Below are 16,206 nucleotides of genomic sequence, written 5' to 3'. Positions count from 1 at the left end.
CGGGGATGGGGCTTCAGCGGGAAGCGGGAAAGGGCGCGGGCCGGTGGCGGCGGCCTACTCCTCCAACTCGCCGCTGCCGCTGGAGAACTGGGCCAGCCGGAAGATCACGAACTCAGCGGGCTTCACCGGGGCGATACCGATCTCGCAGATGACCCGGCCGAGGTCGACCGACTCCGGCGGGTTGGTCTCCTCGTCGCACTTGACGTAGTACGCGTCCTCGGGCCGCTGGCCGAACAGGGCGCCCTGACGCCACTCGTTGACGAGGAACGCCGAGACGTTGCGCCGGATCCGGGCCCACAGCGCGTGGTCGTTCGGCTCGAACACCACCCACTGGGTGCCGATCAGGATCGACTCCTCCAGGTAGTTGAAGTACCGGCGGATGTTCAGGTAGCGCCAGGCCGGGTCGGAGGACATGGTGCGGGCGCCCCAGACGCGGATGCCGCGGCCCGGGAAGGCGCGGATGCAGTTGACGCCGATGGGGTTGAGCAGGTCCTGCTCGCCCCGGGTGATCTGGAGTTCGAGGTCCACCGCGCCGCGTACGACCTCGTTGGCGGGCGCCTTGTGCACCCCGCGCTCGAAGTCGTTGCGGGCCCAGACACCGGCGACGTGACCGCTCGGCGGGATCACCTTCGACTGGCCGGTGGCCGGGTCGAAGACCTTGATCCAGGGGTAGTAGAGCGCCGCGTACTTGGAGTCGTAGCCGGCGGTCTCCTGCCGCCAGACACGGATCTGCCGGGCGTTGAGGCCGGGCGGCGGGTCGATGACGGCGACCCGGTCACCCATCAGCTCGCAGTGCGCGATCAGACCGAGCTGGACCGCCTTGACGGCCTCCAGGTCGATCGCGCCGCGCTGGTAGGCGGCCATCAGGTCCGGCACCGCGACCATGGAGATCTCGTCCACGGCCTCCAGGCCGCCGAAGCCGGTGCGGTCGGCGGAGTCGCCGAGGTACTCGGCCGGACCCGGGTGGGCGTCGTCGGCCGGGGCGGGCGCGACGGCCGCCGGAGCGGCGGGCGCCGCCAGGGCCACGGTCTGGTTGTCGGGGCGCACCAGCTGCGCGGCCGGCGCGGTCTCCGTGACCGTGATGAGCTTGGAGCGCTCCTTGACCTGGGTGACGACGTAGTTGCGGCCACCCTTCTTGGCCGTCACGTCGAAGGTCTCGACCGGCTTGTCGCCGTCCTTGACGATCAGCTTGAAGCGCTCGGCCGGGCCCTCGCCCTCGGGGTCGGCGACCTCGACGCTCAGCGAGCCGCCCGCGATGGCGGTCACACTGAACGTGCCCAGCTGCTTCGGCTCGCCCGGCGGGAGCGCGGCCGGCGCGGCGGACCCCGTCACGGCGGCCGGAGAGCCGGCGGACGCGCCGTCCTGGGCCGTACCGCCCACGCGGACGACGTACGCGGCGCTGCCGCCGTTGTTGAAGAACCCGTACACGGAGTGCGCGAGGTAGTAGCCGTCGGTGAACTCGCCGAAGGCGGCGACGAACTGGGACCAGTTGGTCACCAGGGTCGGCTCGTTCAGCGGACCGGTCGGGGCCAGGCCGACGAAGGCGGCCACCGAGGTGCCCACACCCTCGATGGGACGCGAGCCGCTGGCCACCTCCTCGACGTAGACGCCCGGCGACAGGTAGGACGGCATGCTCTGCTCTCCTTGGGGTACGAGACAGGTCGCCTCTCACCCTCACGCGCGAAGCGCGTGTCCCGAAACGTCCTGGAGGGCCGGGACGGGGGCACCGTCGTTGCCCGCAGGGGCACGTGCGGGGGCAACGACGGCCCTGTCTGCCCCCGGGACTGCCCCCGAGGACCTTTCGCCGCCGTGGCCGGTCCGGTGAGGCTGGTCGATCCGAGCACGTGTCCCAGCAGGTGTCCGAGCAGGTGTCTTCGAGCCGAGGAGAACCGGTGCGCACGCAGAACGGAGCGACCGAGAGGGAGCGGGGCCGGACGGGGGCCGCGCGCATGCCCGGACGTGGCACGCCGCAGGGGCTGGCCGCCGCGCTCCTGGCCCTGCAACGCGCCGCGGGCAACGCGGCGGTGGCCCGCGCCGTCGAGGAGCAGCGCCACCGGCACGGCCCGGACTGCGGGCACGGCGCGGACCGCGGACAGGGCGCGCCGGTGCAGCGCTCCGCCGTGCACCAGGTTCTGCGTACCTCGGGTCAGCCGCTGGATCCCGCGCTGCGCACCGAGATGGAGGGCCGGTTCGACGGCGAGGACTTCGGCGGCGTCCGCGTCCACACCGACGCCGTGGCCCAGCGCTCCGCGGCGGAGATAGGGGCGACGGCGTACACCTCCGGCTCCCACGTGGTGTGGGACGGCCGGGACAAGCACACCCTCGCCCATGAACTGGACCACGTCCGCCAGCAACGGCGCGGCGCGGTGCCCGGCACCGACGACGGTTCCGGCCTGCGCGTCTCCGACCCCTCCGACTGGGCCGAGAAGCAGGCGGAGGCCACCGCCCGGCGGGTGATGGGCGGCCCCGCTCCCGTACAACGCGCGGCGGACGGCCCGGGGCGGGAGCGCGCGGCGGACGGCCCTGGGAAGGAACCCGCGACGGACGGCTCCGGGACGCAACGCGCGACGGACGGCCCCGGAAAGGCGGCGGTGCCGGGTGCCCCGGCCGGGCACACGGTCCAGCGCAAGGGGCACGAGACGCTGGAGAGCGCGGCGAACGCCCCGGCCAAGTCGCTGACCGGCCGCCTCGCGGGCTGGATCAAGGAGAAACCGGTCTCCGAGGCGGTGGCCCCGGTGAAGGAGGCCGTCCTGGCGTACGACCGGTCCACCGTCCGTGACCCGCAGCAGTGCCTGAACCAGCTGGCGGAGCTCCAGATGCTCGCCCTGCCCCTGCGCGAGGGGGCGCTCCCCGGTGACCTGCGCTACCTCGAGAACGTGCTCACCGCCGTCAGGGCCGAGATGAACGTCGTGGGCGGGCAGGCCGAGCGCGACGGGAGCATGCCCGAGACGGCGGCCGCGCCGTACAAGGCCATGACGGACCGGGGCACCATGTGGAAGGACCCGCAGTTCGCGCAGAGCACCGTGAACTTCGGCATGTCCGGCTTCGGTTACGTCCGGGAGATGTCGGAGCTGAACCGGGCCGAGCTCACGAAGGAGATCGGCGGCGCGAGCGCCAGGGCCTGGGTCAAGGACGTCAGGGCCAAGCTGGAGAACGAGCTGAACAACAGCGTGCTCGCCCACTACACCCAGCAGGAGCGGGCCGATGCGATGCTCGCCTCGGAGAAGAAGCTGAAGCCCAAGTCGGAGCTGGGCGACGCCGAGAACAACACCATGAACGTCGACGAACTGGTCCTCGGCAACGACGGCTTCGTCTTCTTCTACATCGAGCCCAGGGGCAAGACGGACCGCGCCCCCCGCTTCGGCGAGATCCGGCTGGAGCTCGGCATCGACCGGCTGGTGAGCGAGGGCTGGATCATGCTGAGCGACTTCATCCAGCGCGACTACCCCAAACTCGTCGCCCCCGTGAACCGGCCGGACCTGCCGGAGCACAAGGCGAAGTCGGGTCAGCGGGAACTCGCGCAGAAGCAGGCCGCGTACAAGCCGGTGCGCGAGTTCAAGCGGGGAGAGGTCGACGGGGACGCCCTGATGGGCATGGCCACCGCCTTCTCGCACATCCAGGACCCGGAGGAGCAGCAGGCGCACATGTTCGCGCGGCAGCTCGCGCTCACGGTGCCGGGGGACGAGATGGTCTACGGCCCGGAGAAGGAGCTCAAGCGGCCCGAACTCCTGCACAAGAACATCCTCGCCGGCTCGGACATCATCCCCGGGCTGGTCGAGCGCGCGCTCGTGGAGATCATCCGGTTCGAGCAGGCCAACCCGCCGCTGGCCCAGCGGCTCAAGGCCATGAGCGGAGCCGAGCTGATGGACTTCCTGCTCCGGGAGCTGCTGCGCCCGCAGGCGATGCTGCCCAACTCGGTGGACATCTCCAGCGCCACGGTCACGAAGGTCAAGGGCAACGGCTGACCGCCGCCCCACGCAGACGGGGATCCGCCCCACGCCGCCCGCCGCCCCACGCCGCCCGCCGCGCGCCGCCGGGGTGACCGGTACGGAGGCTGCCCCTTGAGGCAGGGAAGGCTGCCCCGGCGTCTCTGACCCGCCGCCGGGCACTGCCGTAGCGTCCCGGTGGTGAGCCTTTGGACTTCCCTCGAACCCGCCTCCGCGACTGTCGACCCGGGGAGCAGTACGACCGTACGGCTGCGCCTGCGCAACACCGGTGACGTGGTCGACGAGTACCGCTTCGAGCCGGTCGGTGACATCGCGCCGTGGACGACCGTGGAGCCGCAGACGCTCCGGTTGTACCCGGGGACGACGGGATCGGTGGAGCTGACGTTCGCGCCGCCGCGCACCCCGGACGCGACGGCCGGCCCCAACGCGTACGCGGTGCGGATCCTGCCGACCGAGCATCCGGAGGCGACGACGGTCCCCGAGGGGAACCTGACGATCACGCCGTTCACCGAGGTGCGGGCGGAGCTCGTGCCGCCGACGGTCAAGGGGCGGTTCCGGGGGCGGCCGAAGCTCGCCGTGGACAACCTGGGCAACACGAAGGTCACCGCGTCGGTCAGCGGCAGCGACAACGGCGACCAGCTGTCGTACGACATCCACCCGAGCAACGTGCAGATCGAGCCCGGCCGTGCCGCGTTCGTGAAGGCCACGCTGAAGCCCCGGCAGATCATCTGGTTCGGGTCGAAGGAGGAGCGGCCGTACACCTTCGCGGTGAAGCGGTCGGGGGTGACCCCGCTCGACGTCGAGGGCACCTATGTGCAGCGGAGTTTCCTGCCCGGCTGGCTCGCCACCTGTCTCGGCATCTTCCTGGCGCTCGCCATCACGTTCCTGACGCTGTGGCTGGCCTACCAGCCCAGGGTCGTCAGCGCCACCACGGAGCTGCGGGAGGCCGGCGTCAGCACGCTGGCGCCCTCGCCCACGCCGTCCCTGTCCGCCCCCGCAGAGCCGACGCCCTCCCCTCCGCCGGTCTCGTCGGCGCCCCCGCAGACGGAGGAGCCGAAGAACGACAGCGGCGGCGGAGGCGGTGACGACGGTGGCGGCGGATCGGGCGGCGGGTCCGAGGAGAAGCCGAAGAAGGCGCCGACGGCCGCGACCGCCGTACGGCAGCTCGCCGCGTCCGACCCCGGTGGCCGGCACGTCTGCTACCGCGCCTTCGTCAAGGGCAAGGGCTGGACGGCCCCGGAGTGCGACGGCGACACGGCCGGCACGGTGGGCCAGAGCCGGCCGCTGACGGCCCTCAACATCGCGGTGTCCGGCGTCGGCGGCACCGCCAGCGCCGCCTTCGTCCACAACCCCGGCTCGACGAACGGTCAGGGCCATTACGTGGAACCCTGGTCGGGCGCGCCCGACGGCCTGGACAACTACATCGGCGACTCCAAGCAGGACGCCCCCAGCATGCTGGGCTTCACCATCAACGTCGACGAGGGCCGCCGGGGCGTCTGCCAGTCGGTGCACCAGAAGGACCGGGGCTGGCAGAACCTGGCCTGCGACAAGCCCGGCGAGGGGGAGAACTACATCTTCGGCGGCACCCTCGACAACGGCATCTGGCTGGAAGCCGTCAAGTTCACCGTGTGACAAGGCTGTCGGGGCGGAGCCGGGTGGCCTTCGGGGCAGCCCGGCCTGCCCCGGCGACTCCTGACCGTACGCGGCCAACCGCGTAGCGTCCCTCTGTGAGCCTTTGGACTTCGCTCGAACCCGCCTCCGCGACTGTGGACCCGGGGAGCAGTACGACCGTACGGCTGCGGCTGCGCAACACCGGTGACGTGGTCGACGAGTACCGGTTCGAGCCGGTCGGTGACATGACGCCGTGGACGACCGTGGAGCCGCAGACCCTGCGGCTCTACCCGGGGACGACGGGCACGGTCGAGCTGACGTTCGCGCCGCCGCGCACCCCGGACGCGACGGCCGGGCCCAATCCGTACGCGGTGCGGATCACCCCCACGCAGCACCCGGAGGCGACGACGGTCCCCGAGGGGAACCTGACGGTCACGCCGTTCACCGAGGTGCGGGCGGAGCTCGTCCCGCCCACCGTGAAGGGACGCCTGCGGGGCCGTCCGCAGCTCGCCATCGACAACCTCGGCAACACCAAGGTCACCGCCGCCGTCAGCGGCAGCGACAACGGTGACCAGCTGTCGTACGACATCCACCCGAGCAATGTGCAGATCGAGCCCGGCCGTGCCGCGTTCGTGAAGGCCACGCTGAAGCCCCGGCAGATCATCTGGTTCGGGTCCAAGGAGGAGAGACCGTACGCGCTCGCCGTCCAACGGGCGGGCGTGGCACCGCAGTCCGTCGACGGCACCTATGTCCAGCGGGGGTTCCTGCCGGGCTGGCTCGCCACCTGCCTCGGGGTGGCCGTGGCGCTGGCGATCACCTTCGTGACCCTGTGGTTCGCCTACCAGCCCAAGGTCGTCAGTGCCGCGAGCGACCTCCAGCAGGCCGGTACGACCACCCTGCCGAGCGCCAGCCCGTCCGCGATGGCCCCGGCGCCCACCGTCTCCGCGGCGCCGCTGCCCTCCGAGACGCCCGAGGCTCCCGAGCAGGAGGAGGAGCCCGAGCAGGCGGACCCGGCTCCCGACTCCGGTTCGGGCGGGGGCTCCGGTTCCGGTTCCGGCGGTGGCTCCGGTTCCGGGTCGCAGAAGGAACCTGAGACGAAGGAGACGAAGAAGCCGTCCACCGTCAAGGGCTTCGCGATCATCGGCCAGGGCTCGGACCGCTGTATCGACGTCACGGACGCGCAGAACGGCAAGGGCAAGGACGGCACCCCCCTCCAGATCTGGGACTGCGCCGGCTCGGCCAACCAGAAGTGGGACTTCCGGGGCGACGGCACCGTCCGCTCCCTCGGCCTGTGCATGGACGTCGCCTGGGGCTCCCGTGACGACGGCGCGGTCATCCAGCTGGCCCGGTGCAGCGGCAACCCCGCCCAGCAGTTCGTGCTCAGCGTCCACGGCGACCTGGTCAACCCGCAGGCCGACAAGTGCGTCGATGTGAAGGACAACGCCACCCGCAACGGCGGCGACCTCCAGCTGTGGACGTGCTCGGGCACGCCCAACCAGAAGTGGCGCGTGAAGTAGTCACGGTCCGAGCGGCGGGGCCGCCACCGGCGGGCGGCGCTTGCCCCGCCACCGGGCGGCCCTTGCCGTCCCGGTGGGGCGCTCCGCCTTCGGCCCGCCCCACCGGCCGCCGCCCCGCTACCAGTTGCCCTCGCCCGGCACCAGCCGTCCGGCCTTGCGGTACTCGCGCTCCGCGCCCTCCCGCAGGTCGGCGGAGGTGACGAGGCCGCCGCGTCCGGCGGCGGCATAGGCGGCGGTGACCACCGCGCTGCGGATGGAACCGCCGGCCAGCTCGAAGTCGCGGGCGACCGCCGCCGGATCCGTGTCGTCGGCACGGGGCACGGCCGCCAGGCTGTGCCGCCACAGCGCCAGCCGCTGGGCGGTGTCCGGGAACGGGAAGTCGACCACCAGATCCAGCCGCCGGGTGAACGCCTCGTCGATGTTGGCCCGCAGATTCGTGGTCAGCAGGGCGATCCCGTCGAAGGACTCCAGCCGCTGGAGCAGATAGGCGCTCTCCATGTTGGCGTACTTGTCGTGGGAGTCCTTGACCTCCGAGCGCTTGCCGAAAACCGCGTCCGCCTCGTCGAAGAGCAGCACGGCGTCGGTGCGGTCGGCCTCGGTGAAGATCCGCTCCAGGTTCTTCTCGGTCTCGCCGACGTACTTGTCGACCACCGAGGAGAGCTGCACGACATAGAGGTCCAGGCCGAGTTCGGCCGCCACGACCTCCGCCGACAGCGTCTTCCCGGTGCCCGACTCGCCCGCGAACAGCCCGAGCACCCCCCGGCCCCGGCCGCCCCCGGCGCTCAGCCGCCAGTCGCCGAGCACCCGGTCGCGATGCCGGGCGCGCAGAGCGAGTTCCCGCAGCTGGGCGAGGGGCTTGTCGGGCAGCACCAGGTCGTCCCAGCCGACGTCGGGCCGGATCCGGCGGGCGTGCCGCTCCAGACCGGAGGCGGACTGCAGACGTGCCGCGAGCCGCAGATGGGCCGCGGTCACCTCGGTGCCGTCGAACGCCGCGAGGTCCACGGCCGCGCGGGCCGCCCGCTCGATCCGGTCACCGCCGAGCCGGTACGGGGCGACCGTGGCCGCCAGGTCGAACCCCGGCCCGTCCGCCCCGGCGCCGAGCGCCGCCGACCAGGCGTCCACCGCGCCCGCGGGCGGCCGGGGCACGTCCAGGACCAGCGGATCACGGTCGCACCACTGCGGGTCGTACGGCTGCGGCGCCGCGAACAGCACGGTCACGTCGGCCGCCGTCAACGCCCGGAACAACGGCCCCGGCTTCTCCGGCAACGGCGACACCACGACCGCGCACCCGCGCAGCCGGGCCTCGCGCAGCAGGCGGGGCAGGAGCGCGGAGAGCTCGTCCTCGGCCGCCGGGGGCGTGAAGTGCAGCGCCCGCGCCCCGGCCGCGTGCAGGGCGGCTCCGGCGCGCAGCAGACCGTCGCCCTCGCGGTGCTCCCGTAGGTGCACGGTGACCGGAGCGGCGGCGAGCCGGGCGGCCAGCCGGGCGGTGAACCCGCCGTCCTCCGCGGACGAGGACGCGGCCGGGGCCACCGCGGACGGCGACGGCGACGCGAGCGGACGGACATGGCCGACAAGCGACGCGTCCAGCGTGTCGTCGCCGAGCAGATGCGCGACCAGCCGGTCCGGCACCCGCAACCCGCGCCCGAGGAAGGGGCGTTCGGGGTCCTCGACGGTCAGCAGCCCGAGCGCGCTCAGCGGTGCCGAGGGAGCGAACCGGGCCCGCGCCCGCGCGAGGTGCACGGGCAGTCCGCACAGATCGAGCGCGAGCCCGACCGTGGCCCGGCGTCTGCTCACGTCGTCGTTCAGGTACCCGTACAACTGCTCGTAGGAGCGGTCCAGATCGGGCGCCAGGGCGATGAGCAGGATCCGCGTGTCCAGCTCGGTCAGCCCCAGCCGCCCCGCGAGCCGTTCCAGCGGACCGTCGGCGGGAGCCTCCCCGCCAGGCTCCGGTTCCGGCTCCAGCCCTGGTTCCCGCCCCGGCCGGGCGTCGGCGAACACGGACGCGCCCGGCCGCGCGGACGGCTCCAGCAGATGCCGTACGCCCTCCTCGGACAGGTACAGCCCACGCAGCGGATCGCTCGCCGTCGGATCACCGGCACCGCGCTCGGCCACCAACTCGGCCACGCGCTCGCGCAGTCGGGCGAGCCGGAGCAGGAGAGCATCGGTGTCCCGGGCGACGCGCACGGTCACCGCCGCTGCTCCCCGGTGATCGGCGCGGACGCCAACTGCCCCGGCCGGTGCGCTCGTTCCTCCGAGCCCTCCAGGCCGCCGTCGATGCCGCGCACCCGGATCGCCGCGCCCTCGGTGACCGGGGGACCGGCGTCGTACTCGGGGAAGGCCGGGAAGGGGACCGTGACCACGAGGTCGAGGGACGGCTTCAGTTCGCCGCCCAGCGCGGACCAGATCTCCGCCAGGGAGCGGGACTCGGTGTGCAGCCCGGCCACCGACAGCGGCAGGGTCAGGCCCAGCGCGCCGAGGGCGCCCGGGAGTTCGCTCGGGGGCAGCAGTTCGCGCGGCAGCAGGTTGGCCAGCACCGCGGAGAGCAGCCGGTGCTCGTCCTGGGGCTGCTTCGTCCAGGCCGTCACCAGGTACGACAGCCGGAACCAGCGGGGCGGCTGACGGCGGCGCACGACGATGTCGCGCTCGTCGCGGACCGGCATGTGACCGCGCTGGCGGCGCGAGACGTCCTCACGGATGTCGTACAGATAGGTGTTGACGGCGGGCGCGTTGCGCCGGGCCGCCCAGTCGCGGGTCGGGGCCTCGAAGGAGACGTCGATGCCGGAGCCGGCCAGGGCGCCACCGCCGATCAGTCCCTTGAGGACCTCGTCCACCTCGTGGATCACGGTCGTGCTCCTGTGCTCCTGCTGTGTCGGATGTCTGTCCGCCGTCGTGCCGGATCTCTGTCCGCCGTCGTGCCGGATGTCTGTCCGTCGATCCTGCCCGGCGCGGGCGTCATCTCCGTAGACGTACCGGGGACGACCGGCGGGCAGAGTGCGGTGCCCAAGTGGCCGGGTTCGGCTGCCCGTTCGATCAGATGTAGCCTTCACGGAGGGCATAGGCCACCGCGTGCGCCCGGTTGCGCAAGTGCAGCCGGGTGGTGAGCCCGTGCATCACGTTCTTGACGGTGCGTTCGGAGTAGGAGAGCTTGCTCGCGATCTCGCCGGTGTCCATCCCCTCGGCCACCAGCCGCAGGACGTCGATCTCCCTCGGCACCAGGCCCGACAGCGGCGCCCCGGTGCGCCCGGCCACCGACCGCTGCAACGTCCCCACCTGGTTGATCAGCCGGCCGAGCAGGTCGGCGGGCAGATCGCCGTCCCCGCGCGAGGCCGCGAGCACCGCCTGCGCCAGCCGGTGCGCGGTCGCCTCCTGCCGCCACACGATGGCCCCGACCCCGCACTCGATGACATCGAGCAGCTCCGTCTCCCGGATCGTGCTCACCACCAACACGGCCCGCGCCCCCTCGCTGCGCACCAGTCGGCGCAGCGCGGAGAGCAGCGGCTCGTCCGGGGTGTCCCCGACGAGCACGGCCACGGTGCCCGGCCGTACCTCGGTGTCGTCCACGAGGTCGATCACCGGGTGCCCCCGCAGCTGGCTGAGCACGCCGGCACGGGAGAGCGGGTCGAGGGTGTGGACCACGACCGGGATACGGCGCCGGGTCTCCTGGGACGCCGACGTGAGGGTGGCCGCGGCCGGGGCTGTCGCCGGGTCCGTGGTCCGGAAAGTGCTGCGCAACCGTTTCTCCCGTATGCACGAAATCGCCGCTCCTGCGAGGGGAGTGGCCGATGGGCTCGATTCACACTTCTGTGTGTCGTGTGCGCTGCGCAATCGTGGAGGACCACGAGATACACCACGAGATCACCGCGGGGGGAACCACGGGACTGCCGCGGGAGGGACCGCGGGACCGGCCACGGCGGTTTCACGCCGACCGTCCGCGAACGGTGCACCTCGACGGGCCCTGCCCCGTCTACGGAAGCGGAAAACGACCTTCCACGAAGGAGACAGAGATGTGCCCGCCGGAACCGCTTCTCGAACGCCGCGAGGCCATGGAGCTGCTGACCGCGGAGGCAACCCGTGCCCGAAACGGCTCGGGTCGCCTGGTGCTGCTCCGGGGTGCCACCGGCACCGGCCGCACCGCGCTCCTGGAGTCCGCGGCCGAGCACGCGGCGGCGAACAACATGCGGGTCCTGCGGGCCCGCTGCTCGCCCGAGCACACCTCCGTACCGTTCGACACCGTCTGCCAACTCCTCTCCCACGGGCCGGAGTTCGACCAGGTCGCGGGCGAGGCACCGGACCCTCCGGGCACCCCGCCGCACCGGCGCACACCCGCCCGGCTGTGGCGCCTGCTGCGGTCCTACGCGGCCGAGTCCCCCCTCCTCGTCGCCGTGGACGACGTCCACTTCGCCGACCCCGCCTCCCGCCGCTGGCTCGTCGAGGCCGTCCGCCGCATTGACCGGCTGCCGGTCCTCCTGGTCGTCACCGAGCGCGGCCAGTACGACATCGACCCCCCGGCGGACGGTCTCGCGCACGCCCTCTCGCCCGCCCTCGTGCACACCCACACCCTTGCCCCGCTGAGCCCGGACGCCGCCGCGCGACTGGTCCGCACCGTCCACCCCGGTGCCCCGCCGGAACGGGTCGACGCCTGCTTACGCGCGGGCGCGGGCAATCCGCTGTTGCTGCACGCCCTGCTGTCCGACCTCCGCGACACCGACCCCGGGGCCTTCGAGGATGCCCTTCCGGACACTTGCGCGGCGCTCTACCCGGGCAACTACGCCGCCGCGGTGTCCTGGTGGCTGGACAGCGCCGGGCCCGCGACCGTCGAGGTCGCCCGCGCACTCGCCGCGCTGGACGACACGCACGCCCGCGCACCGGGTGACGCCCGCACCTCCGCACCGGGTGACGAGAACGCCCCCTCGCCCGTCGGCGACGGCACCCCCGTGCCGATCGACGCCGACCTGCTCGCCCGCACGGCCGGAGTCGACCCCGCCCGCGTCCCCGGCTGGCTCACCGCCATGACCGGCCTCGGCCTGCTGAGCCCCGACACCGGGGGCCGGCCGCGCTACGCCCACCCGCTGCTGCGGGACGCCGTGCTCGGCGGCTGGGCCGGCGCCGACCGGCAGGCCGCCCACCGCCGGGCCGCCGAGGCGATGCTGCACCGCGGTGACAGCGCCGCGGCCGTCGCCGGCCAACTGCTGCGCTGCGGCCCCGTGGGCGAGGCCTGGGCGACCGGCGCCCTGCTCGACGCCGCCGACCTCGCCGTCCGCGACGACCGCAGCGACGACGCCCTCGCCCTTCTGCGTCGTGCCCTCGACGAACCGATGCCGCCCGCCCGCCGCACCGTGGTCCTCACCGAACTGGGCTCCCTGGAGTACGCCACCGTACGGTCCGGCGCCGGCATCCCCCGGCTCGTCGAGGCGATGCGCCAGCCGGGCCCGCCCCACGAGCGCGTCCAGGCGGCCGTCGCGCTCGGCACCGCCCTGGCCCGGCGCGGCGAGGCCCGCGCCGCCGTCGACGTGCTGCGCGGGCTGCACGACGAGCACCTGACGGACCATCCGGACCTGATCCGCACGGTCCAGACCGCCTCGGCGCTGCTCTCCGACCACGACCAGGGCGTACGGCAGGAGGTCTACCGCCGGCTGCGCGAGACCGCCGAGGCGGCCCCCCACCTGGTCGGCCCGCCGGGGCAGGCGCTCCTGGTGCGCTACGAGGCCACCGCCGGCCTGACCTCGGCGGCCGCCGCGATGGACCGTGTCCGGGCCCTGCTCGCCCAGCCGGTCGACCCCGCGGACGAGGTCTTCCTGCTGGGCACGGCCGCCGCGGTCGCCCAGTGGGCCGACCAGCTCGACGAGGCCGAACGGCTGGTCATGCGCGGCCTCGGCGGCCGGCGGACCTCCCTGCTGCACCCCATGCACCTGGCCCTGCGCAACGTCCGCGTCGACATCACCGCCGCGCGCGGCGCCCCCGCGGAGGTCCTCGCCGACCCCGAGGTCAGGCGCGCGGTCGCGGGCCGCTCCGAGTCCGCCAACGCGCTGGCCCACGCGGTCATCGCCCTCGTGGAGACCGGCCGCGCGGACGAGGCCGCACGCCTGGCCGACGGCTTCGACCTCCAGAACGCCTACGACACCTGGGAGTTGAACCGCTTCCTCTACGCCCGAGGACTCCTCCGCGCCGCCACCGGCGACCCGGCGGCCGCCCTGGACGACTTCCTGGAATGCGGTCGCCGCCAGGCGGCACGGGACGTGGCGAGCCCGGTCGTCACCCCCTGGCGCACCGCCGCCGCCGAGTGCCACCTCGCCCTCGGCCGCCCCCACGAGGCCCTGGTCCTGGCCGAACAGGAACTCTCGCTGGCCACCGTCTGGAACACGCCCCGAGTGGTCGGCCGCGCCCTCACCACCCTCGCCACGGCCACCCGGGGCCACCGGGGCCTCCACCTGGCCGACCGGGCGGTGCACCTCCTCCGCCACGGCACGGAAGGCCCGGGGGAGCCCGGGGCCACGGCCGCGCCGCCGGAGACCGCCGCCGCCCACCACGGGCCGGCTCTGTGGGGCGCCGACGCGTCGGGCGGCGGCCCGGCGCTCTGGGGTGCCGCGGCCTCGTGGAACGCCACAGCGGCAGGCGGTGGCCCTTCCCTGTGGAGTGCCGCGGTGTCGGGCGGCCCGCCCGCGACGGTGACGGCGATGCGCGGCTGGGCGCTGGGCGGGGGCCCGGTGCGAGCAGTGGGCGGCCGGCCGACGGACGGGACGTCCGCGTTCTCGTCGGTCACCGGCTGGGCGCCGCCCGAGGCACCTGGCGGGCGGTGGACCGTGGCGCGGGCGGACGCGGCACGCACCCCCGATCCGCGAACGACTACGCCCGCCGCCCCACACCCGGGACGGCACGCCACTCCGACCTCGGCCGAGACGCTGCCGCCGGCCGGAGACGGGCACGGCGTGGCGTACGGTCGCGGGGCGGTGTCGCCGGACGGAAACGGTTCCCCACAGCCGGGGAGCCGGACCGCGCCGCCGGACGGAAACGGTTCGGCGCCGTGGGCCCGTGGCCGGGCCGTGCCGGACGGCGGTGGATCGGTGGCCGTGGGAGGCCTGCGGGGGACGGCGCCGGACTCGTTCGCGCCCGTCGACATGGAGTTGATACCGGCGCTCGTGGCGCAGGGGCGGGGGCTCGTCGCCGTCGGGGAGCGGGCGCGGGCCCGGGACGCCTTCCGGGAGGCGGCCGAACGCGCCGAGCGCCTCGGCGCCCACCGCATGCGCGCCATCGCCGAGTCGGCGCTGCGCGAGGGCGGTGCCCGCCGCACGGCGACCCCCCTCACCGGCCCCTCCGCCCTGACCGCCGGCGAGCGCCGTATCGCCGAACTCGCCGCCCAGAACCGCACGAACACCGAGATAGGGCAGCTCCTCCACCTGGCCCGCCGCACCGTCGAGACCCATCTGACCAGCACCTACCGCAAGCTGGGCATCCGCCGCAGATCGGAACTCGGCGCGGCCCTCGCCGGCACCGGGGAGGCCCCTGATCCGCCTCGGCGCATCCGCCCCGTCACGCCGCCAGAAGCCCGCGACGCACCCCTATCGAAGTCGGCGCCGAAGTCGGCCGGAAGTCCGCGCCCGATTCCGTGAACCGGACGTCGGGCGGATACGTAGGAAATCCGGAAGCATCGGAAACACCCACGCTTAGCCGACACACCCGAGGAGTACCCATGAGCAGCCCGCCCCGCCTGAACGACTGGCTGACGGAACGTCAGCCCCTCGTCCTTGGCCTGTTCCGCATCGTCCTGGGCCTGCTGTTCACCAGCGAGGGCGCGGCCACGGTCTTCGGCATCCTGGACCGCAAGGCGAGTCCGGTCGGCGACTGGCCCTTCTGGTACGCCGGAGTCATCGAGCTGACCTGCGGCGTCCTGATCCTCCTCGGCGTGGCGACGCGCGGCGCCGCGTTCCTCAGCTCGGGCATCATGGCCTTCGCCTACTTCACGGAACACCAGAAGGACGGCCTCTTCCCCCTCCAGAACGGCGGCCTCGCCCCCGTCCTCTTCTGCTGGGGCTTCCTCCTCCTGGTCTTCGCCGGCCCGGGCGCCCTGTCCCTCTCGGGCCTCACCGGCCGCGAGGCCCGCACCAGCGCCGTACGTGGAACCACGTGACCCGCTACTGAGCTTCACCACGCGGGCGCGGCAGGAACGAATCGGCGCGGACGGCCGCGGCTAGGGTGCGGTGCACCGCCGCAGCCGTCGCCCCGAGGAGGCACCCGATGGGCGCTCGTTCGTTCATGCTCGTGGGCAACAGCTGCGCCCGTTTCGTCGCGGCCCACCCGCTCGACACCCTGATAGGGGAACTCGCCCCCGTCGAGACCGACTTCCTCGCCGCGACCGCCGCCGAGACCCCCACCGAGGCCCCGCTCACCCTCCTGCTCGACCCCGTCCTGCGCCCCTACCACCCCGCCCCGGAGCCCACGCCCCACCCCTGCCGCCCCGCGCTCCCGGACATGGAGGAGCGGTAGAGGTTGGACCCGGAGACAGGCGGCGGCATCGAATCGGGTGGCCGTGGCGACCGTGCTCACGGCTTGCCGATGTCCACCGCCCAGACACCCGTGCCGTCGTACGCCTCCGGGGTCGCGGTCAGTACCTGACCTTCGCCCTGGCCGGCCGCCGACGCGTAGACCGCGTGCGCGTGCCGCCAGTCGATGCCCGCGGCGGTCGCCTGTTCCACGGCGGCGGCACCCGCGAAGTCGAGAGGTAGGAACTCCAGGCCGGGAAGCGCCCCCACGTGCGCCACCGCGCCAGGAAGCTCCGTGCCTGCCGCGAACAGACACAACGCGGGGACGTGCGCGCGTTGCAGCGGATCCTCGACTTCGGCCACGGCCAGGCCGGAGAGCAGACGGTGGCCCCTGCACAGGGCGATCACCGCCGTGTGGTCCAGAACGATCACCGACGTTCCCCCAGGCGGCCCGCCGCGATCTCCGCGCGCCAGGCCTGAGCCTCCCGCACGTCCTCATCGGTCAGATCCGGCCGCAGGTTCGCGCGGACGTACGCCATCGCCCGTGCCGTCCGCTCGGCCCGTTCGTCCGCGGTGGGAGTCGCCGCGACCATGCTCCGTGAGGCGCTTGCGGGGCCGGGTCCGTTGATGCTCGGGCGGCATCCGAGGGCTTCG

12 protein-coding genes are annotated in these 16,206 nt (G+C 73.7%); 6 read left to right on the top strand and 6 right to left on the bottom strand.

Going from position 1 to position 16,206, the window contains the following annotated elements:
• Positions 1-54 precede the first annotated feature (54 nt).
• Positions 55-1,632 carry a phage tail sheath subtilisin-like domain-containing protein gene (locus ACZ9QC_RS11975; RefSeq protein WP_472920138.1) on the bottom strand — a complete coding sequence of 526 codons (1,578 nt, stop codon included), beginning with the start codon at positions 1,630-1,632 and terminating at the stop codon, positions 55-57.
• A gap of 260 nt (positions 1,633-1,892) precedes the next feature.
• On the opposite strand from ACZ9QC_RS11975, the gene ACZ9QC_RS11970 reads away from it, so the two are divergent.
• From ACZ9QC_RS11970 to ACZ9QC_RS11960, 3 genes are all read left to right on the top strand, one after another.
• Entirely contained in the window at positions 1,893-3,965 is a 2,073-nt protein-coding gene (locus ACZ9QC_RS11970) for an eCIS core domain-containing protein (protein WP_472920137.1), read from the top strand.
• A gap of 162 nt (positions 3,966-4,127) precedes the next feature.
• Positions 4,128-5,579 (top strand): hydrolase, encoded by a 1,452-nt coding sequence (locus ACZ9QC_RS11965; protein ID WP_472920136.1) that lies wholly within the window; start codon positions 4,128-4,130, stop codon positions 5,577-5,579.
• A gap of 95 nt (positions 5,580-5,674) precedes the next feature.
• Positions 5,675-7,075, top strand: a complete 1,401-nt coding sequence (locus ACZ9QC_RS11960) for a ricin-type beta-trefoil lectin domain protein (RefSeq protein WP_472920135.1) — start codon at positions 5,675-5,677, stop codon at positions 7,073-7,075.
• Between the two features lie 117 nt (positions 7,076-7,192).
• On the opposite strand, the gene ACZ9QC_RS11955 is transcribed toward ACZ9QC_RS11960, so the two are convergent.
• The 3 genes from ACZ9QC_RS11955 to ACZ9QC_RS11945 all read right to left on the bottom strand — a co-directional run bounded on the left by ACZ9QC_RS11955 (position 7,193) and on the right by ACZ9QC_RS11945 (position 10,807).
• On the bottom strand, positions 7,193-9,265 hold the full coding sequence (locus ACZ9QC_RS11955) for an ATP-binding protein (RefSeq protein ID WP_472920134.1): 2,073 nt from the start codon (positions 9,263-9,265) through the stop codon (positions 7,193-7,195).
• Positions 9,262-9,918, bottom strand: coding sequence for a Pvc16 family protein (locus tag ACZ9QC_RS11950; RefSeq protein WP_472920133.1), 657 nt, complete (start codon positions 9,916-9,918; stop codon positions 9,262-9,264). Before ACZ9QC_RS11950 ends, ACZ9QC_RS11955 begins: the two co-directional genes overlap by 4 nt.
• 187 nt (positions 9,919-10,105) lie before the next feature.
• Positions 10,106-10,807, bottom strand: a complete 702-nt coding sequence (locus ACZ9QC_RS11945) for a helix-turn-helix transcriptional regulator (RefSeq protein WP_472920132.1) — start codon at positions 10,805-10,807, stop codon at positions 10,106-10,108.
• 272 nt (positions 10,808-11,079) lie between these two features.
• On the opposite strand from ACZ9QC_RS11945, the gene ACZ9QC_RS11940 reads away from it, so the two are divergent.
• From ACZ9QC_RS11940 to ACZ9QC_RS11930, 3 genes are all read left to right on the top strand, one after another.
• Complete coding sequence (locus tag ACZ9QC_RS11940; RefSeq protein WP_472920131.1) at positions 11,080-14,682, top strand: AAA family ATPase; 3,603 nt, start codon at positions 11,080-11,082, stop codon at positions 14,680-14,682.
• A gap of 80 nt (positions 14,683-14,762) precedes the next feature.
• Positions 14,763-15,200, top strand: a complete 438-nt coding sequence (locus ACZ9QC_RS11935; protein ID WP_472920130.1) for a DoxX family protein — start codon at positions 14,763-14,765, stop codon at positions 15,198-15,200.
• 107 nt (positions 15,201-15,307) lie between these two features.
• Positions 15,308-15,556 carry a hypothetical protein gene (locus ACZ9QC_RS11930; protein WP_472920129.1) on the top strand — a complete coding sequence of 83 codons (249 nt, stop codon included), beginning with the start codon at positions 15,308-15,310 and terminating at the stop codon, positions 15,554-15,556.
• Positions 15,557-15,612: 56 nt separating this feature from the next.
• Here ACZ9QC_RS11930 and ACZ9QC_RS11925 read toward each other — a convergent pair whose 3' ends face one another.
• Positions 15,613-15,984, bottom strand: a complete 372-nt coding sequence (locus tag ACZ9QC_RS11925; protein WP_472920128.1) for a PIN domain-containing protein — start codon at positions 15,982-15,984, stop codon at positions 15,613-15,615.
• Positions 15,981-16,145 carry a hypothetical protein gene (locus tag ACZ9QC_RS11920; RefSeq protein WP_472920127.1) on the bottom strand — a complete coding sequence of 55 codons (165 nt, stop codon included), beginning with the start codon at positions 16,143-16,145 and terminating at the stop codon, positions 15,981-15,983. The genes ACZ9QC_RS11925 and ACZ9QC_RS11920 overlap by 4 nt, the downstream gene beginning before the upstream one ends.
• Positions 16,146-16,206 lie beyond the last annotated feature (61 nt).

The sequence above is a fragment of the Streptomyces sp. HUAS MS02 genome, assembly GCF_055702265.1.
The sequence above is the reverse complement of the archived record's forward strand: the minus strand, read 5'-3'. Positions and strand labels throughout refer to the sequence as shown.

Excerpts from the sequence above, each read along its gene's own strand:
- ACZ9QC_RS11975 (WP_472920138.1), bottom strand. The coding sequence starts at position 1,632 with ATGCCGTCCTACCTGTCGCCGGGCGTCTACGTCGAGGAGGTGGCCAGC.
- ACZ9QC_RS11940 (WP_472920131.1), top strand. The coding sequence starts at position 11,080 with ATGTGCCCGCCGGAACCGCTTCTCGAACGCCGCGAGGCCATGGAGCTG.
- ACZ9QC_RS11935 (WP_472920130.1), top strand. The coding sequence starts at position 14,763 with ATGAGCAGCCCGCCCCGCCTGAACGACTGGCTGACGGAACGTCAGCCC.
- ACZ9QC_RS11930 (WP_472920129.1), top strand. The coding sequence starts at position 15,308 with ATGGGCGCTCGTTCGTTCATGCTCGTGGGCAACAGCTGCGCCCGTTTC.
- ACZ9QC_RS11920 (WP_472920127.1), bottom strand. The coding sequence starts at position 16,145 with ATGGTCGCGGCGACTCCCACCGCGGACGAACGGGCCGAGCGGACGGCA.